The organism is Lactobacillus sp. UMNPBX1 (assembly GCF_002554085.1).
In the GTDB taxonomy this organism is placed as follows: Bacteria; Bacillota; Bacilli; order Lactobacillales; family Lactobacillaceae; genus Lactobacillus; species Lactobacillus crispatus.
This window is the reverse complement of sequence record NZ_PCZI01000017.1, coordinates 21499-40292: the sequence shown is the minus strand read 5'-3', so window position 1 is coordinate 40292 and position 18794 is coordinate 21499. Positions and strand designations below refer to the sequence as shown.

Sequence of the window (18794 nt, the reverse complement as noted above, 5' to 3'; positions counted from 1 at the left end):
TTGCGGAAATAAGCACCATTTCTAGAATTGCCAGTATTCCAGCCATTTCTGGCATAGGGATCATAGCCCAGAAAGGCAGTCAATTCAGCTTCTAACAAGTTATTAACAGCCTGTTGTAGCTCTTTGCGCAATAAATCATTTATTTTGTCTGGATTGAATAGAGCTTGAGCAAAATCTTTGGTAAAATCATTCATGAAGGAGTTCTTCTTTCTGTATGTTTTTTTGTTCAAACCAATCATACGAGAAAGGAACTCCTTTTTCTAATGTTTAAAGAAATAAATTTAAGGAATCATTCATCCTTACACAAACTATTTTACAGTCTCCATATTCTATGATAAACTCATTATTGTTATAAAAATAAGTATAAACGAGGAAAAAATGCGCAAAAAAAATATTTATTCTATTTGTATCGGATTACCGATCTTTTTGATTCTTGCATTCTCTATTATGGCTCATGCAAGTTGGGTTACTGGCTTTGACAATTTCTTTGAAGGCTTAGTCCACAGTATTCCTAATCTGCAGAGCATTATGCATGCAATTACATTTTTAGCAGATACTAAAGTTGACTTAGTTTGGATGCTGTTGATAGCAGTCATTCTTTGGCTGAAAAAGCAGCGTCCTCTTTCGGCAAGTATTGTCATTTCACTAGTTACAGCTGATGCTTTTGGTTGGATTGTTAAACATATAATCCAACGGGCACGACCAGCTGCTCACTTAGCTGCTGATGATGGTTTCAGTTTTCCTAGTGGCCACACATTAGGAATGGCGATCATTGTTTTCTGGCTAATACTAATATTGATTCCAGCTTTAGTTAAAAATAAAACTGCTAAAATCTGGCTCACTGTTTTATTAGCTATTTGGCTTGTTTTAGTAATGATTTCAAGAGTTTATCTCTACGCTCACTGGCCAAGTGATGTTTGCGGCTCAGTTGCTATGGGCTTAATGTGGATTGGCTTAGTAGATGCAATTTGGGATAAAGTTACTCCACAAACAGACAAAAATAATTTTTAAGATTAAAAATAGTCGACGATAAGTCGGCTATTTATTTTGGGCAAAAAGAAAAAGTCACTAAGGAAAATGTCCTTAATGGCTTTTCTACACCTTCAAATTTCTTCCTATCAGCAGATGTCATAAGAAACATCTTGCTTAGCCTTTTCATCCTCGGAGCGCTCATCACACGCTCCGCTACTATAATATCAAATAAAAATAAAAAGATAAAGATTTTTACTTGATAAATTTTAAAAAAAGTATATGAATTCTTAAAAATCAAATTTGTATATTGCTATCATTTTTAACCTTTTTTAGCTCTGATTTAACTGATTTGCTTTTAGTATTGTTAATTGTCTTAAAAAAGGCGGAAATTTGGCCAATTTCTTTTTCGGTAGTCGAACAACAGCCACCTATTATTCTAGCACCATGTTCATACCACTCTTGACTTAACTTTTTAAAATCAAATTTTGCATTAAATGGAATCCAATTGCGCTCAAATTCGTTATAAACGCCACCCAAGTTAGGATAAATGACAATTTGTTTATCAGTAAAATCATGAATTTTATCAATCACTGCAGTTGCTAAAAATGGTTTAAAGCAATTGGCTCCAATCGCAAATACTTGATCATATTCATTAAGCTTTTGCACTACCCGCTTTAAAGGAGTGCCATCACTAATTTTAGTTGTATCATGCAATGTAAAACTTACATACACTGGAATTTCCGGAGCATTTTCCTTTAACCAATCTAAGATTGCTACAACTTCATCCAATTTAGGCTGAGTTTCAAGTGCGAGACAATCAGGTTTATTTGCCAATAAAATCTTCAATCGTGGTAAATGAAAATTAAGATATTCCTCCGTTGTTAGAGAATAATCTCCGCGAAATTCATCCCCTTGAGCTAAATATGCACCATAAGGTCCTACTGAAGCCGCTACATAATTATGAATTCCCGTTGTCTTTGCAAAATCATCACGGGCTTTTTTGGCAATTTGAACTGCATTAGTAATCAATTTAGTAGCCTGGTCTTGTGTAAAACCATGTTTTTCAAAAGCTGGGATATTTGCTTGATAAGTATCAGTAATTGCCATCTGGGCTCCAGCCTTAAAATAATTCATATGTACTTGATAAATTTGAGCAAGATTATGTTCTAATGCAATTGCTGTCCAAAGTTCATTATTTGTATCAATGCCTAACTTCTCAAGAGCTGTAGACATTGCACCATCTAAGATTAATCCTCGATCACGGATCTGTTTGAGCAAATTCATTTTTCTCACCTTAATATAAATTGAGTAGATAGTTAATTTATATTTAATATTACATTAATCTTAGATCTGCTTCAAATATTATTTCTTCCTATGTCTTATTTTTTTAGCTACAGTTTGCTATAAATTTATTTAATTCTATTTTCATATAATATTAAAATAGATTTTCGAAATCATGTAAATAATTGGCCAAATAGTGTGCCGTTAAACTTTCAGGCTTTTGCTTTAATTCTAAAGGCTTACCCTCTTGGACAATCCGACCACCGTTTTTACCACCACGTGGGCCTAAATCAATCATGTAATCACAATTGACAATTAAATTTAAATCATGAGTGATTGTAATAATGGTAGCTCCCTGAGCTAACAACTTTTGCATTACTTGGACCAGAACCTTCACGTCAAGAGGATGCAAGCCAATCGTAGGTTCATCGAAAACAAACAATGTATCATTTTGTTTATGACTAAGATGAGTAACAAGTTTAAGGCGCTGAGCTTCTCCACCTGACAAAGTTGGTGTATCTTCTCCCAAATGTAAGTAATCCAAGCCTACTTCTTTTAACAATTTTAGCTCTCGTTCAATCTTAGGCACTTTAACAAAAATCGGTAGAGCTTCATTAACATCTAGATTTAGAACATCAACAATTGACAGATCATGCCACTTCACCTTTTGTACATCTTGATTATAACGATCATCATGACAGGTTGGACAGACTTATTGCATATCTGGTAAAAATTGGATGTCAAGAGTCACAATTCCTGTACCACCACAAGTAGGACAAGCTCCTTGTTTATTATTATATGAAAACCAACTTGGCGTATAATGCTTCTTTTTAGCGAGTGGCTGACTAGCATATAACTTTCGTAAATTGTCCATAATTGAAGTATAAGTTGCTACAGTTGACCGAGTACTTTTACCAATTGGAGATGCATCAACACTTACTACATTTGAAATTGGGCTAGAAAAGCTACTAATTTGTTTTGGCAATTTTTCACTTTTGCTTTTTGCTATAATAGCGGGCACTAAACTATCAAAAATCAAACTAGTTTTACCGGCACATGAAAAACCAGTTACTGCAGTTAATTGGTTTAGTGGGATTTTAGTTTTTACATCATGTAAATTAAAATATTGCTTTACTTCAAATGAAATAGAATCGGAATTTATTTGATTGGCTGGCTCTCTGGCAAGTAGCTTAGCACTGCCATCCAAATATGGTCGAATTAAAGAATGCTGATCATGTTTGATTGCAGTAATTGAACCTTGATCCAAAATCTGACCACCTTTTTTACCTGAACCTGGTCCAATCTCAATTACCTCATCAGCTGCTTTAATAATGTCAACATTATGATCAACAACTACTAATGAATTGCCCTGAGCAACTAATTTTCGTAAAACCTTAATTAATCCTGCAACATTAGCAGGATGGAGACCAATAGAAGGCTCATCCAAGACATATAAAACTCCAGTAGTTTCAGTACGTAATGTTCTTGCTAATTGAATTCGTTGCAATTCACCTGTCGATAAGGTATTTCCACTTCTAGCCATAGTCAAATAGTCTAGCCCTAAGTCTAATAATGGTTGCAAATTATCCAAAAACTCCTGAATAATCGAATGAGCCATTTTATGCATATTAGTTGGTAAAGTTGCTTGCACATCTTTAACCCAGGTAACTAAATCACCTAACTGCATTTCGGCCACCTGATTAATATTTTGCTTACCGACCAGCTGTTGTAACAATTCTGGTTTCAAACGACTACCATGACAAACTGGACAAGTCTAATAAGTAAAGAATTCGGCTATTCTTTTTTGCGCACGTTCCGATTTGCTACTCTTTGCTGAACGATAGACAGCTTGCCGAGCATTTTCATATAAGGCATTAAAATCATGAAATACCCTGCCAGTTCCTGATAAAAAGTCCATTTTATATTTCTTTTCAGGACCATTTAAGACAAAATCTTTTTCTTTATCAGTAAGATCTTTATAAGGAATGTCGATCCTAACACCAGCATGTTCTGCAACGTTAGGCATAAAGTTCCGTCCTGGCAAGCTCCAAGATGCAACTGCACCATCTTTAATTGACAAATTTTCATCCGTAATCAGTTTAGATTCATCTAGTTGCCGTACCTTACCAGTTCCGCCACACTCAGTACATGCACCATCTGAATTAAAAGCAAATTGTTCGGCACTTGGTGCATAAAATTTTACACCACAGACTGGACAAGTTAATTGTCCCATTTGCTCACCTGACATACTCATTGCCTTTGCAATTGCCAAACTCGGCTTCAAGCGGTGTCCATTAGGACAAACTGGAGAACCCAAACGAGAGAAAATTAAGCGTAAAACATTAAAAGTCTCACTCATGGTTCCTACTGTAGCTCGCTCATTTGGTACACTTGGACGCTGCCGTAAAGCTAATGCGGAGGGAATATGTTTGACGCTAGTTACATCAACCTGATTTCCCTGTTTAATTCGCCTACGCATATAAGTTGACAGAGCATCAAGATAGCGTCTTGAACCTTCTTCATAAAGAATCCCCATTGCTAGTGATGATTTTCCTGAGCCTGACAGTCCTGAAATTGCTACAAATTTATTCAAAGGAATGTCAACGTCAATATTCTTTAAGTTATGTACTCGTCCACCACGAACTTCAATTTTCGTTGGAATCGTCATTAAATATCCCTTTCTATATTTAGTCATTATCTATTTTAATCTATAATCATGAATTACCAACAAGCAAACCAATTTTTGGAAAATTATGACAAAATTACTATTAAAAATATGTGTTATATGATATATTATAAGTAGATAAAGTAAGCGCTTACTTTTTAAAAGACATAGAAATGAGGTGTTGTTGTGATATTGATTAAAGAAACCGTTGTTTTTTCTTTTGATAGATATAAAAATACCACATATTTAGAGACACCTATCAAGCTAGGAGTCATGCGTAACGGCGCTTGATTCGTGTCATAAATAAGAAATGAGGGTTACATTTTGTAACTCTTATTTTTGTTCTTAAAATACAAAAGAAAATCAGTACAAAACACGGAGTTTGTACTGATTTTTAATATTCTAAAGGTTAATTATTTAACCCAATCGCGGACTTCACTATCATCACGTGCAACACCAACAACATTCAGACCATTAGCCCATTCTTTAAAGTGACTGACATAAGCCCTATGGTTAGTGCCTGCTGAGGTAAAGAATGATGCAACTTCACCACGGTAGTTTTTCATCTTTTCAAGTAATGGCTTAATTGGAGTTGCAGGATAGCCTGACCAAACAGGGCTACCGACTAAAATCAAATCATAATTATTAAAATCGATATCATCCATTTGAATTTCAGGATAAGGAACCTTACCTTGAATTTGATCTAGAGCAATATCGTTGGTCTTGTACATATCTGAATCAAAAGCGTCAGGAGCAACAGTTACTTCCTTTAATTCGCTGTTTTCAATTTCGCCGTTAATCTTTTCAGCCATGTTCTTGGTATTGCCTTCCCAAGAATAATAGATAATTAATGTTTTTTTAGCCATAAATATAGTCCTTCTTTCATTTAGATTTATTGTAATAAAAAAAGACCGGTTTGACCAATATTTTAATATTATTATTTTAGCTATTTTCCTTTTCTTTTGATTATTTCCATCATAGCCTGACCATACTTTTTCATCTTCGCTTGCCCTACACCACTTACCTCTAAAAATTCACTTTCATTTTGTGGTTTAATTTGTGCCATATCGTGCAAAGAGCGATCTGAAAAAATCATAAATGCTGGTACTTTTTGCTGCTTAGCTAATTCCAAACGCTTTTGTCTTAAAGCTTCAAATAAAGTATCACTTTCTTCACCAGCATGAGTAGTAGTTACTGAAATCTTAGCAATTCGCCGTTTGACTACAGTTTTGCCATCTAGTATATCCCACCCATGATTAGTTACATGCACTAGTGGATATTTGCTACCTTCAACTTCTAGATAACCTGAAGCAATTAAATAGTCAATCAAGCTTATAGCATCTTTTTGCTTCATTCTTAGAGAGCCAAAAGACTTATATTGTGTAGCATTCATTTCTTGCATGCGCTGATTTTTTGAGCCAATCAAACATTGAGCAACTATCGTTTTTCCAAAGCGACCATCTAGTTCATAAACCATACTAATCACTTTTTGAGCATCAATGGTAATGTCAGTCAATTCATCCTGATTTAGACAATTTGAGCATTTGCCACATGGCGGACAATCTTGACCAAAATAACGGACGATAAATTGCTGCAAACATTCACCAGTATTAGCATAATCAGTAATTGTTTGCAACTTACGATATTGCAGTTCTCGATATTTATCATCCGCATCTGATTCATCAATAAAGTAGCGATATTGACGCAAGTCACCAGGATGATAGATTAAAATCGCTTCGCTTTCTTCCCCATCACGGCCTGCCCGACCTGCTTCTTGATAGTAACTTTCCATATTACGGGCACTTGAGGCATGAATCACAAATCTGACATTACTTTTATCGATCCCCATTCCAAAAGCATTAGTTGCAACAATTACTTGAAATTCATCAAATTGAAAAGCTTCCTGTACTTGACTTCGTTCTGAAGAATCCATTCCACCATGATAAGCACCAACAGAGATTCCTTTCTTAGCCAAATAATCTGTCAAACTTTCAACTTTTTTACGTGTATTAGTGTAAATAATCCCTGCTTTATCCTGATGTGCCTTAATATATTCTGAAATATATAATGGAGTATTTTGTGGTGAGTTGACCACTTTAAACGATATATTAGGGCGAGCAAAAGAGGTAACAATCATATTCTCCTTGGGAATATTCAATTGTTCACAAATATCATCTTGAACCGCAGGCGTGGCTGTCGCTGTTAAAGCTAATATATTTGGTCTGCTTTTTAGTGAATTGATTCCATCTAATAATTGACGATAAGCAGGTCGAAAATCATGTCCCCATTGTGAAATACAGTGTGCTTCATCGACAGCAACTAGATCAATATCTAAAAAATTTAACTGATATCTAAAATAATCAATCGCTAAACGCTCAGGTGTAATATAAATTAACTTAATTTTGCCTTTATATGCCTGACGTAAAATTGGATTAACCTCTTCTTGCGGTGTAGTAGAATTTAATGCTGCCGCATTAATTCCATTTTGCTTTAAATTATCAATTTGATCTTTCATTAAAGAAATTAATGGTGAAATAACCAAAGTTACACCAGAATTAATCAAAGCTGGTATTTGATAACACATTGATTTTCCGCCACCGGTTGGCATAACCGCTAACACATTTTGCTTTTTTAAAACTAAATCAATTACTTGTTTTTGACCTGGGCGAAAATTTGTATAGCCAAATGTATCTTTTAAAACTTCTTCTGGATTCATAAACTTATCCTAACTAGTTAAATTGCTACTTTTTATTCTAAATTAACAATTTACCCCAAACAAGATAAAAAGATTCACACTTTTAAATAAAGAAAAATGTGAATCTTTTAGAGTTAAATTTACTTATAAAATGTTTCTTCTACTGCATGAGTAATCGCAATCTTATCATGAGCATAGGACAAACCGCCTTGAATATAAAGCATGTATGGTTCACGTAAAGGGCCATCAGAAGAAAGCTCAATTGTTGATCCTTCAACAAAACTTCCCGAAGCCATAACAACTTCATCTTCGTAACCATCCTGATGATATGGAATTGGGTCAACAAATGAATTCATTGGTGAATAGTGTTGAATAGCCGCACAGAATTTTACCATCGGATCAGGCTCACCAAAAGTAACAGTTTGAACAATATCACTACGTGGATCACTCCACTTAGGTGAAACCTGCATCCCCATTTCTTCTAATAAGGCTGCAGTAAAGACCATACCTTTTTGAGCTTCACCAGTAGTATGAGCTGCCATAAAGAATCCTTGGTAGATATCGCGCAAATAACCCCAAGTTGCGCCTTCACCTTTTCCAGCTCCTGGCACTGTCAACCGTGAACCAGCACCATCAATTAAGTCTTGTCGCCCAACTAAGAAAGCTCCCCCTTTTACTAGACCTGCACCAGCATTCTTATAAAGGGAACCAGCCATCATATCAGCACCATAAAAAGTTGGTTCTTCACATTCAGAGAATTCTCCATAACAATTATCAATAAAAATATTAACATCTGGACGAACTTCTTTAATGAACTTAAGCATTGGCTTAATCTTAGCCATAGTAAAAGTCTTACGAGTTGCATAGCCTAATGATCTTTGAATTGCCACTACTTTAATTGAAGGATCCATGATATCTTTTTTAGCTTGGTCGTAGTCTACTTCCCCATTCTTCAATTCAGTAGTCTTAAAATTAATTCCCCATTCCTTCATGTTACCGGGCTTATTACCAGCAAGACCAATTACTTCTTGAATGGTATCATATGGCGTTCCAGTTAAATAATAAAGGGTATCCCCTGGGCGAAGCATGCTGAAAAGACCAACTGTAATTGCATGAGTACCTGAGCCAAATTGTGGACGAACTAGAGCATCATCTGTTTTAAAATAATCGGCATAAATATCCTCAATTTTATCACGACCTATATCGTCATAACCATAGCCTGTTGATGGAACTAGATCTTCTTCACCAACATGATGTTTTCTAAATAGGTCCAATACACGTTGTTGATTATACAAAACTTGTTCATCAATTTCTTCTAGACGAGGTTGAATCATTGATTCAACTTTAGTCACTTTATCGCTTAACTCTTTTGGTAAATTCTCTTTCCAAGAAAAACTCATTTTTAACTCCCTATTTATTTTTGATTACTTCTGCTTGTACGCATAAACTACCATTATTATTTTCGCTCAGATATACTCCCTGAATCTCTGGCACAAAACCAGGAAACTTTTCAATAGCATGCGCCAAGACTTCAAAGTACTTTTGGTCTACTACTCCCCATTTTTCACCAGGTGCAACAATGAAAACTCCTGGTGGATACGGCAAAGCTCCTTCGGCAGCAATTCTTCCAACAACATTTTCTAGGTTGACCAGTTCATTTTGATCCTTTTTAAAAAGCTGATCAGCTGTAGCTGGTGTCATTTGATAGTCTTGCATCCCTGATTTAGAAAATAGCTTTTGCTGTAATACAAAAGTATTATTTTCCTGATAGTACTCATGCATCTCTTGACACAACTGTTTCAGGGTATAGCCTTGATAACGCTTTGGATACTCATTATATAAAACCGGCAAAACATCTTTCATTAAGTCATCTTCTAGATAGTGTTTTTCAAAACTTAAAAAAGCTTCAAGTAAAGTATCTAGTTCTGCTTGACTATCTCCCGGTGTAAGTAAAAACAACAATGAATTCAAATCATTTTTAGCTCGAATAATATGATTTTCCATTAAGTATTCTGCCACTACCGCGCCTGGAATACCCGTTTTCTCATACTTTTCATTTTTTACATCAATCCCGGGAGTTTTTACCGTAATCTTCAATGGGTCAATCATTGCTTCGCCTGGAACCATTTTACGGAAACCGTGCCAATCCGTACTTTGTCCCATTTCCCAATATTCTGCATTGGTAGCCAATTCATCAGTCGAAATTTCGGCAAAATTGTCAGGAACTAATGGCTTAAATAGCTTAGACTTTTTGAGTAGTTTTTTCCGCCATTCAATTCCCATTCGCAGAGTTTGATCCCACCACTTTTTATTTCCTGCTCCAGCAGTAACGTAGGAATTAACTGTTAATGAAGCATAAAGTGGGTATGCATAACTGGAAGTAACAAACTTCAGATAAGCATGATTAAAGTGCTTATGATCAACATATCGTTTTTGTCCTTTAATATGAGCATCCTTTTTTAGAATCTGTGACGCTTGAGCCATACCTGCTTGCTGTTTATGTAATGACTGAGTAACCAAAATACCTGGATCATCAGGACCCAAGTTAAGTAGAAGTGGTGATAAATGTCTCATAATTGGCACGAATTCTTCAAAGCCGCCCCAGGCACAGTCAAACAGAACATAATCACAAAGTTTACCGATTCGGTCAATAATCCACTGTGCATCATAAAAGACTCCATCATAGGTTTCTGCTTGTACGATTGCTAACCTAAATGGCCGCTTAGCCTTTGCCTTTGCCGGATCTATCTTAGCTACTTCAGCTCTAATTTTATCTTCAGTTAAGAAGGCTGGATCCATTTCTCCAATTAGTCCAAGTGCATTTCGATCAGTTGGAATGTAGACCGGCTTTGCTCCGCTCATTACCAAGGCAGAATTATACAAAGATTTATGATTATTTCGATCAAATAAAACTAGATCGCCTTCAGATAAAAGTGCACTTGCACAAATAGAATTAGCTGAAGTCGTTCCGTTGGTACAGAAGTAAACCTTATCTGCATGATAAGTTTTAGCAGCTTTCTTTTCTGCATTAAGTGGCGTTCCAGCATGCGTCATTGTATCCCCTAATTGAGGAACAGTATCACTTGTATCGGCAAACATTAGATTTTTACCAAAGAACTTATTAAAAACTACTCCGGCAGGATGTTTGTCATAATATTGCCCATTATGGTGACCCGGTGTAGTAAATGAAATTGGTTTTGCTTGAGCAAAATTGATCAAGTCGGTCAAAAAGCCTGGCACCATTTGCTTTTCATATTCTGTAGCTTTCTGAGTGACTTGGTCTTCATCTACCTGATCAGTTACTTTAATCAATGGAATCGGAAAGCCAGATTGTTCTCTTAGAGCTTCTGCTTGTTTTATTCCTAATGCATCATCATTTTTGACAACAATTGCGACAAGTTCAGCACTATTTTGTACATCGCCAATTGGAATTGACGACCAACCTTTCATCTTATTAACATTGACGCCATTTCCAATGGCAATTTTCAAAAAATCCATCCTTTTTCTTTCCATTTTGTCCACGAAACCGTTTTACATATTGCAAAACTTTAAAAAGTCTTTATAATTTTTCTACAGTATAGCGTACTTTTTGCATTCTTTCTTAAAATACGCTACAGCTGAAATTATTATATAAATATTGGAGGTTTTTAACAAGTGCATTTGCCTTGCTCGCCTCCGAGAACAGCTATGTCAACACAACGATAAAATAGCTTAACTTGGAGGATTTTTTATGTCAGAAACAATCGAAACAGTCAATTTCGAACCCGGCAAAAAACATTATATGAGCTGGCCGGTCATCGCATTAATCGACTTTGTTACTATCATCAGTTTTGAAAACATCTTCTATCCATTTCAAAACCAAGGATTATCTGTAGTTGTATCTTGGATTTTCCTTTTATTTGCCTACGTTATTCCTTATGCTCTTATGTCCAGTCAAATGGGATTAACGTTTACAGATCAGGCCGGAGGTTTAGCATCATGGGTACGTCATTCATCTAATGACACTCTCGGTTACTGGACTTCTTGGATGTATTGGGTTCAAACTGTACCATACTTAGTTGACGTTTCTAACTCAGTCATCGTGTCATTCTCCTGGATTATTCTAGGAAACAACACGCTAGACAAGCATATGTCTACTTTCTGGTTTGGAATTCTTACTTTCGTAATCATTTTAGTCTTTATCTTGATTGAAAATGCCATTAAGAATTCACTTGAACTGCTCTCATTAATCGGTGGTGGTGCAATGTTCATCATGTCCATGCTCTTTGTTTTACTTGCTGTTTGGGCAGTAATGCATGGTCATCATATTGCCACGCAACCATTTAACTGGGGTGCATTCAAACCATCATTTAGTTTGCGTTACTTCTCTACCACCGGATTATTAATTTTTGCTATGTCCGGTGCTGAACTTGCTGCTCCTTACATTGTGCAAATGCGCGATCCAAAACACGAATTTCCTAAAGCAATGTGGATGTTGGCTTTGATGACTGGATTCTTGACTATCTTCGGTACTTTGGCTTTAGCAATGTTTTTCAATGCTCATCATATTCCACATGATTTCAAGATGAACGGACCTTACTATGCATTTCAACTACTAGGCGAAAGCCTTGGTTGGGGCAAAGTATTAATGTACATCTTTGCTGTTGTTCAAGCCCTCTTTATGATGGCCCAATTAGCAGTTTTACTTGATGCATCAAGTCGTGTCTTTGCCGGTGACGTTGCCGACAAATTCATGCCAAAATGGTTAACTGGGAAAAAAGACAAAACAGGTCGTCCAGTTCACTCGTACACTTTAACTTGTGGTTTAGCCTTATTCTTGCTTTTACTTACTGGGACTTTGCCAAATATTAATTCAATTTACAATTGGCTTTTAAATATCAATGGTATTATTTCCCCATACAAGACTTGTTGGGTATTCTTCGCTTTCATTATGTTACGGATGCACCAAGAGAAGTTCCACTCAGATTATGTCTTCATTAAAAATAAGACTGGTGCCCTTATCATGGGCTGGTGGTGCTTAATCTTTACCTTTATCTGTGCTACTTTAGGATTTATTCCTCAAGAAGCAGAAGCAACATTCGGTAGCGCAGCCTTTAATCACCAATTAATTATGAATATTATTACAGTTATCGTACTCTTTGGCTTAGGCTTCTTACTACCATACTTAAGAAAACGCGAAGAACGTAAAGAAATGAATATATAAAATAAACATGCTTCGATCAGTTCGAAAATCGAGGCATGTTTATTTTATTATTCTAAGATTTCAACCTGCATCTTACTAGGAACATTAACAAAGTCGAATTGTTTTTGAAAAACATGATCAAACCGTAAATCATAAACAGAACCAATAATTGGTGTTAATGCAAAAGCTCGTAAAGTGTTCATATCTTTAGTTTTATTAGCATAAATATGATGCATTTGTGGTTTGATTTTATAAATTCGTTCTAAATATTGTGGACTTACCTCATCAACATAGCCTTCTAGAGTGAAACCAATGCTAGTGAGAGTTTCTCTTCCGCGCAAAGCGGTAATTGAAACTTTATTGTGTCCCTTAATATGGCGATAAAATGACTTCTGATTAGTCGTTGCAAAAATCAGACGACCATCTTCATTAAAGTCAATATCGATAATATTGGTATGTGGATCACCATTTTGATCAACGGTACCAAAAATTACTGAATGGAAACAATCAACGATTAGATCTAGGAATTCGTCGTTACTTAAATTGCGATCGAGTTCAGGAACATGTTGTCTCATAATAATCTTTCCGTTTCTATATACTTTCTGTAATTTTTATCTATATTATTTCTTATAGTGTACATGACACGATTAACTAAAAACAACTTTAATGCTCATTATTTTCCCATTTTAAATGTATAATTGTTTAATATTAATTTTTCTGGTAAAATTTTAGCTAACAAAAAATAAGAAAAGAGGCAGAATATGAATTTAGATTATAAGAAATTGGCCCAAGCCAAAAAGGACGACATTCTTCGTGATCTTGACGAATTAATCGCAATCGACTCATCTGAGGATTTGAATAATACTTCCGAAGAGTATCCTGTTGGTCCAGGTCCAGTTAAGGCAATGAAGAAATTCTTATCGTTTGCACAGCGTGATGGTTTCCATATCAAAAATGTTGACAATTACGCTGGCCGTGTCGACTATGGTACTGGTGAAAAACGTTTAGGCATTATTGGCCACATGGACGTGGTTCCAGCTGGTGACGGCTGGGTAACTGATCCTTTTAAAATGTTAATTAAGGATGGTAAAATCATTGGTCGAGGTTCTGCCGATGATAAAGGTCCTGCCCTAGCTGCATATTATGGCATGCTTTTACTTAAAGAAGCTGGATTTGAACCTAAGAAAAAGATTGATTTTATTGTGGGAACCAATGAGGAAACTAATTGGGTTGGCATTGATTACTACCTAAAACATGAGCCAACCCCTGATCAAGTATTCTCACCTGATGCCGAATTTCCAATTATCAACGGTGAACAAGGGATCTATACCCTGACCATGACCTTTAAAGATGACAATAAAAAGGGATCAGTAATCCTTAAGTCATTCAAGGCCGGCATTGCCGAAAACGTAACTCCTCAAAAGGCATATGCAACTATTGTTGGTAGTGATTTAGCCACAATGAAGGAAAAATATACTAAGTTTTTATCAGATAATAAACTTGAAGGCGAATTCACTATTGAGGGCGATGAAGCTAAGATTGAATTAACTGGTCAAGGTGCCCATGCATCTGCACCTCAAGTTGGTAGAAATGCGGCTACATTTTTGGCAGTATTTCTAGATCAATTTGATTTTGCTGGTCGCGATAAAAGCTGGCTTCATTTCTTAGCCGATGTTGAACATGAAGACTTTAACGGCAAAAAATTAGGCGTTGCTCATCATGATGACTTGATGGGTGATCTCTCAAGTGCTCCATCAATGTTTGACTACGAGGAAGATGGAAATGCTGTTTTGAAAGATAATATTCGCTATCCTCAAGGTACTGATCCAGATAAGATGGTTAAGCAAGTTGAAGAAAAATTTGGTGATATCTTAACTCCAAGTTTTGCTTCATTTGAAGAACCTCATTATGTACCCGGAGACGATCCATTAGTTCAAACCTTGCTCAAAGTTTATGAACGCCAGACTGGTAATAAAGGTCATGAAGTCGTGATCGGCGGTGGGACTTATGGGCGTTTATTTAAGCATGGAGTTGCATATGGCGCTCAACCTGAAGATGCTCCAATGGTTATGCACCAAGCAAATGAATATATGAAGGTAGATGACCTAATTAATTCAATTGCGATTTATGCCGAAGCTATCTATGAATTGACCAAGGACGCCGAATAAAAATTTTTACATGTATCAAAAAAGCTTATATACTGATCTTGTTTTAATGCAGTATATAAGCTATAGAAAGTTGCTAGTGTCATATATCACTAGTGACTTTTTTATTTTTCCAATAAAACTTCTTCATTATTTTTCTTAGATTTTAGCCAAAAATGATGTCCCAAGTAACAAATAGCTACAAAAGGAATTGTATAGTACAATGCTACTCTTTGGGTTGGATCGAACCAGATTAACACACAAGAAAGCAGGCTTGATATAAATGCAAAATATGGAATTACAGGATACCATGGGGTCTTGTACTTCAATTCACTGAGTTGATGACCTGAGTTTAAAAATGCCCTTCTAAACTTCAATTCTGACCATGCAATCGCCGTCCAAACGAATACAACAGCTAATCCAGAAATAGAAACTAATACTAGATAAACCGTCGAGGCAGCAACTTTACTAGAAATCAAAGCGAAAATTCCGCCTAACATACTTACTACTAATGACAATACTGGAATACCACGCTTATTAGTTTTGGTGAATGCTTTAGGAATTGTTCCTTCGTTGCCCAACGACCAAAGCATTCTAGTTGAAGCATACAAACCTGAATTGGCCGCAGAAATAATTGCAGTCAAAACTACGAAGTTCATAATATTTGCAGCAAATGGCACATGAATTAGGTCAAGCACATACACAAATGGGCTTTGAGTTACTCCAGCCGTATGATAAGGAATTAATGCAGCCATAACTACAATTGAGCCAATAAAGAAGACAATTAAACGCCAAAGTGTTGTCCTAATTGCTTCAGGAATAGCTTTCTGAGGATTCTCTGCTTCACCAGCCGTAATGCCAATAAGCTCAGTTCCTGAAAAAGCAAAGTTTACTGTTAGCATTGTTGTAAATACTCCACCCCAGCCGTTGGGGAACCAGCCATTTTTATAAAAATTAACCAATCCCAATGTGCTTGATAAACTTTGCTCAACTGATCAATCAAAGCTGTTGCGGTCCATAATTTATTATTAGTATCTACGCCTTGTTTTTCCAATTCATACGACATTGCACCATCTAGGACTAATCCCTTATTTTTAATCTGTTCAAGCAAACCCATTTTTTTCATGCTGTCAACATTATTTTAGTAAATTTCCTAAATAATAGCCGCAATAAACTAGAACCAAGCCACCCAAATATGATGACACCGCGTAGAATACAAGACCACGATAATTTTTACTCTTATAAAGCTCAACTAATTCTGTATTCATAGTGGAAAAGGTTGTATAGCCACCCATTACTCCAGTTCCTAGTAATGCATAAATAAAAGTGTTAGCACCAATTCCAAAAATCAAGCCTAAAATTAGTGCTCCAGTTAAGTTAATAAACAAAGTCGGTGTAGGTAAATTAGAAAATTTATTACCAATCCATTCCCAATGCTTTTTACCATAATTAGTAATAGCATAACGAAGCATAGCTCCAATTGATGCACCAATTCCTGCAAGCAAAAAATTCATCGTGTATTCCTTTCCTTTCTTACTAATTGACCAACTTTTTTACCAATTTTCATTCCTAACATAGCAAAAACAAAGCCAAAAATAATTGAGCTAAAGTAATAAATTACTGCTTCGATTGGCAAATTAGCCTGCATATTTTTTAAAACATCAAGATTAAAAGTTGAAAAAGTAGTAAATGCACCTACAAAGCCAGTACCTAATCCAACTACAAGCCACTGCCTAATCTCTTTAGTTTCAATAAAAAAGTAGGTGAAAAACGCTAATAAAAAGCAACCTATGACATTACCCCAAAAAGTACCATAATAGCTGAAGTTTGCATTTAAACCAGCACGTGCCATACCACCAAAAAAGGCGAAAATAGCGATACTAATGTAATTAATAAATTTTGAATTCAAACAGATTCCTCCCACAAAAAAACGTCTACTCTACCCCTATCGGATAAAGTAGACGTCATTAGATTTTACTCGGTTAATGGCGAACGTCATCGCCTATTCAGTTAACAGTTATCATCATACGACTTTTCTGTTTGGTTGGCAAGTTGTATTGTGTGCGTGTCGCAAAGCGACACGCAGTTTGATTATTTAATAAAAAATTTAGTAACAACGTGCTTGAAATAATGTATAATTATTTTTAACGAATGTTTGAAAGGAGCCTCAATCTTGACTTTTCCATATGAAGATAAATTTCGCATTTACTGTAAACAACAAAAGAAACTAGCCGATTCAACTATTTCTCTAGCCTGTTCTTCAATTTCAACTTTTTGGGATTATTATTCTGGTAGTTTAGATGCTACTGAAGCAAATGTAGAAAATGTTACAACTGGAGATATACGTAACTTTTTAGATTCACTTGAAAATAAACTCCATATGAAAAGTAATACAGTAAATAAATATCTTAGTCACATAAAGATGTATTTTGTTTTTTTGAATGAATATGGCTACATCATTACTTATCCATTGCTCACTTTACGTGGTAATCGCTTCAATCGTAAGCAACACTATGTTATTGGCTGGGAAAATTATTTATCAGAATTAATTCAAATAAAAAATATTCATCCTGAAACTATCAAGATGATGGCTGCTATTGCTTGTGGTTTTAAGCCAAAAGAAATTATGATTTTGCATGTAAATGAATTGTTGGCAAAAGTTAAAGAAAATGATGTCAGAGAATATATCCAAAATCACACTAATTTTGCCAATAACGATAATCCCTATCTGTTTGCTCGCCGCGATGGTAAACATTACGCTTCTGATTTTAATATTAACCAAAAAATTGCCCCTGACCGTTCAATAGTCGGCATGCCATTAACTACACATAAGCTTCGGATGTCTTATGTCTACTCTGTTTTGTCTAATTCAAAATTAACAGAAGCGGATTATATTGAAAAATTACATCTTTCAATGAAAACTTTAAATTACTACCGTAAAAATATGACACTCTATGTAGAAACCAGTAAATTTGAATTAAAAAAATAAACAAGCAAAAACGACTACCCATTTCGAGTAGTCGTCTTTGTTTGTTGAAGGTGAAATTTCAACAAATCTATCTTAGTCAGAACTTGGAGTTATCTATTAGTACCAGCCATTTGCTTGCCAGAAACTTTTAGCAGCGCTCCAAGAGCCATATCTAGATTTGACATAATTATCCGCTACACGTTCTTGGTTAGCAGCTGAATAATCACCATTCAAATAAGATGAAGAAAGTTGATACTTACCTACATATTGGCCATTTCTAGCACTGTATGAGCCACCAGATTCTTTGCTTGCAATCCATGCCTTTGCACTAGCTTCGGAACCTGTTGCGGTTGATGAATATGAACTAGTTGTTGTCGTCTTAGGTGTATAGTTCACATTTGAATAAGTGTATGAACTTTGACTTTGGCTAGCTTGTGTAGTTTGTTGAGCTGGCGTTTGTGTTTGAGTGTAGGTATTTTCTTGTCTAGCTTGAGTATTTTGGCTAGTAGTATAATTAGTTGCTAATACCCATTGATTTAAGCCAAGATCATACCACTTCTGTCCCTTTGAATCATAAGCAGTTTTTATAATCTTCCAGTTAGTACCTGCAGCTAGAGTTTGACCAGTTGCAACTGGATTTTCATAGTTATTATAAACGGTAGTAGCTTGTATAGTTGTATACACTACTGCATCATTTTGCACAACGGCAGCTTGTGCTTCATTATTATCTAGTTGATTGATTGCACCAATACCTGCAAGTGATAAAGCAGCAACAGCAATAGTCTTAGTTAAAATAGATTTAGTTTTCAAAAAACATCTCTCCTTAAATTAAAACGTCAATTACTATTCGTCATTTTTGTTTTATTATTCTCTTGCAATTGACATTT

The 18794-nt window shown here is 35.6% G+C and carries 15 protein-coding genes, 2 pseudogenes and 1 riboswitch; of the genes and pseudogenes, 4 read left to right on the top strand and 13 right to left on the bottom strand.

Translation table 11 applies throughout. The annotated features are described in order from the left end of the window. Positions 1-194: transposase (locus CP352_RS08645; RefSeq protein WP_180707493.1), on the bottom strand; the 194-nt coding region annotated here is incomplete at its 3' end. A 184-nt stretch (positions 195-378) separates the two neighbouring features. On the opposite strand from CP352_RS08645, the gene CP352_RS08640 reads away from it, so the two are divergent. Then, the gene (locus CP352_RS08640) at positions 379-1011 is read left to right on the top strand and encodes a phosphatase PAP2 family protein (RefSeq protein ID WP_061204700.1); all 633 of its coding nucleotides are present in this window, start codon (positions 379-381) and stop codon (positions 1009-1011) included. A 255-nt stretch (positions 1012-1266) separates the two neighbouring features. Here CP352_RS08640 and mmuM read toward each other — a convergent pair whose 3' ends face one another. The 6 genes and pseudogenes from mmuM to CP352_RS08605 all read right to left on the bottom strand — a co-directional run bounded on the left by mmuM (position 1267) and on the right by CP352_RS08605 (position 11111). Further along, complete coding sequence (gene mmuM, locus CP352_RS08630; protein ID WP_057727053.1) at positions 1267-2256, bottom strand: homocysteine S-methyltransferase; 990 nt, start codon at positions 2254-2256, stop codon at positions 1267-1269. 151 nt (positions 2257-2407) lie between these two features. Then, positions 2408-4921 (bottom strand): annotated as a pseudogene (locus CP352_RS08625) (excinuclease ABC subunit UvrA). A gap of 410 nt (positions 4922-5331) precedes the next feature. Continuing rightward, on the bottom strand, positions 5332-5784 hold the full coding sequence (locus CP352_RS08620) for a flavodoxin (protein WP_089143133.1): 453 nt from the start codon (positions 5782-5784) through the stop codon (positions 5332-5334). Positions 5785-5864: 80 nt separating this feature from the next. After that, positions 5865-7634 carry a DNA helicase RecQ gene (gene recQ, locus CP352_RS08615; protein WP_089143132.1) on the bottom strand — a complete coding sequence of 590 codons (1770 nt, stop codon included), beginning with the start codon at positions 7632-7634 and terminating at the stop codon, positions 5865-5867. Positions 7635-7753: 119 nt separating this feature from the next. Beyond that, positions 7754-9013, bottom strand: coding sequence for a methionine gamma-lyase family protein (locus CP352_RS08610; RefSeq protein WP_089143131.1), 1260 nt, complete (start codon positions 9011-9013; stop codon positions 7754-7756). A gap of 10 nt (positions 9014-9023) precedes the next feature. Next, entirely contained in the window at positions 9024-11111 is a 2088-nt protein-coding gene (locus CP352_RS08605) for a putative ornithine decarboxylase (protein WP_089143130.1), read from the bottom strand. A gap of 232 nt (positions 11112-11343) precedes the next feature. Here CP352_RS08605 and CP352_RS08600 point away from each other — a divergent pair, with 232 nt between their 5' ends. Further along, complete coding sequence (locus CP352_RS08600) at positions 11344-12816, top strand: APC family permease (protein ID WP_089151062.1); 1473 nt, start codon at positions 11344-11346, stop codon at positions 12814-12816. Positions 12817-12863: 47 nt separating this feature from the next. Here the strand turns inward: CP352_RS08600 and CP352_RS08595 are convergent, their stop codons facing one another. After that, complete coding sequence (locus CP352_RS08595) at positions 12864-13370, bottom strand: pyridoxamine 5'-phosphate oxidase family protein (protein ID WP_005720258.1); 507 nt, start codon at positions 13368-13370, stop codon at positions 12864-12866. 186 nt (positions 13371-13556) lie between these two features. Between CP352_RS08595 and pepV the strand changes: the two genes are divergently transcribed. Further along, positions 13557-14963 carry a dipeptidase PepV gene (gene pepV, locus CP352_RS08590; protein ID WP_089143129.1) on the top strand — a complete coding sequence of 469 codons (1407 nt, stop codon included), beginning with the start codon at positions 13557-13559 and terminating at the stop codon, positions 14961-14963. Between the two features lie 101 nt (positions 14964-15064). Here the strand turns inward: pepV and CP352_RS08585 are convergent. The 4 genes and pseudogenes from CP352_RS08585 to CP352_RS08570 all read right to left on the bottom strand — a co-directional run. After that, positions 15065-15904: pseudogene (locus tag CP352_RS08585) on the bottom strand (amino acid permease); the annotation flags it as partial. After that, positions 15835-16065: a hypothetical protein gene (locus tag CP352_RS08580; RefSeq protein ID WP_057727014.1), complete on the bottom strand. Its 231-nt coding sequence runs from the start codon at positions 16063-16065 to the stop codon at positions 15835-15837. The pseudogene CP352_RS08585 and the gene CP352_RS08580, both read right to left, overlap by 70 nt. 10 nt (positions 16066-16075) lie before the next feature. Beyond that, on the bottom strand, positions 16076-16453 hold the full coding sequence (gene crcB / locus CP352_RS08575) for a fluoride efflux transporter CrcB (RefSeq protein WP_057727015.1): 378 nt from the start codon (positions 16451-16453) through the stop codon (positions 16076-16078). Next, on the bottom strand, positions 16450-16848 hold the full coding sequence (locus CP352_RS08570; RefSeq protein ID WP_005727168.1) for a CrcB family protein: 399 nt from the start codon (positions 16846-16848) through the stop codon (positions 16450-16452). The genes crcB and CP352_RS08570 overlap by 4 nt, the downstream gene beginning before the upstream one ends. Positions 16849-16890: 42 nt before the next feature. Further along, positions 16891-16951, bottom strand: a riboswitch (Fluoride riboswitch). A 161-nt stretch (positions 16952-17112) separates the two neighbouring features. On the opposite strand from CP352_RS08570, the gene CP352_RS08565 reads away from it, so the two are divergent. Then, complete coding sequence (locus CP352_RS08565; RefSeq protein ID WP_013086325.1) at positions 17113-17928, top strand: phage integrase N-terminal SAM-like domain-containing protein; 816 nt, start codon at positions 17113-17115, stop codon at positions 17926-17928. Between the two features lie 96 nt (positions 17929-18024). Here the strand turns inward: CP352_RS08565 and CP352_RS08560 are convergent, their stop codons facing one another. Continuing rightward, the gene (locus CP352_RS08560; protein WP_089143128.1) at positions 18025-18717 is read right to left on the bottom strand and encodes a hypothetical protein; all 693 of its coding nucleotides are present in this window, start codon (positions 18715-18717) and stop codon (positions 18025-18027) included. Between the last annotated feature and the right edge of the window lie 77 nt (positions 18718-18794).

What these genes read in the sequence shown, in the direction of transcription:
- crcB (WP_057727015.1), bottom strand. Translation starts at nt 16,453, where the DNA reads ATGAATTTTTTGCTTGCAGGAATTGGTGCATCAATTGGAGCTATGCTT.
- recQ (WP_089143132.1), bottom strand. Translation starts at nt 7,634, where the DNA reads ATGAATCCAGAAGAAGTTTTAAAAGATACATTTGGCTATACAAATTTT.
- CP352_RS08640 (WP_061204700.1), top strand. Translation starts at nt 379, where the DNA reads ATGCGCAAAAAAAATATTTATTCTATTTGTATCGGATTACCGATCTTT.
- CP352_RS08595 (WP_005720258.1), bottom strand. Translation starts at nt 13,370, where the DNA reads ATGAGACAACATGTTCCTGAACTCGATCGCAATTTAAGTAACGACGAA.
- CP352_RS08610 (WP_089143131.1), bottom strand. Translation starts at nt 9,013, where the DNA reads ATGAGTTTTTCTTGGAAAGAGAATTTACCAAAAGAGTTAAGCGATAAA.
- pepV (WP_089143129.1), top strand. Translation starts at nt 13,557, where the DNA reads ATGAATTTAGATTATAAGAAATTGGCCCAAGCCAAAAAGGACGACATT.
- CP352_RS08580 (WP_057727014.1), bottom strand. Translation starts at nt 16,065, where the DNA reads ATGAAAAAAATGGGTTTGCTTGAACAGATTAAAAATAAGGGATTAGTC.
- CP352_RS08605 (WP_089143130.1), bottom strand. Translation starts at nt 11,111, where the DNA reads ATGGATTTTTTGAAAATTGCCATTGGAAATGGCGTCAATGTTAATAAG.
- CP352_RS08600 (WP_089151062.1), top strand. Translation starts at nt 11,344, where the DNA reads ATGTCAGAAACAATCGAAACAGTCAATTTCGAACCCGGCAAAAAACAT.
- mmuM (WP_057727053.1), bottom strand. Translation starts at nt 2,256, where the DNA reads ATGAATTTGCTCAAACAGATCCGTGATCGAGGATTAATCTTAGATGGT.
- CP352_RS08620 (WP_089143133.1), bottom strand. Translation starts at nt 5,784, where the DNA reads ATGGCTAAAAAAACATTAATTATCTATTATTCTTGGGAAGGCAATACC.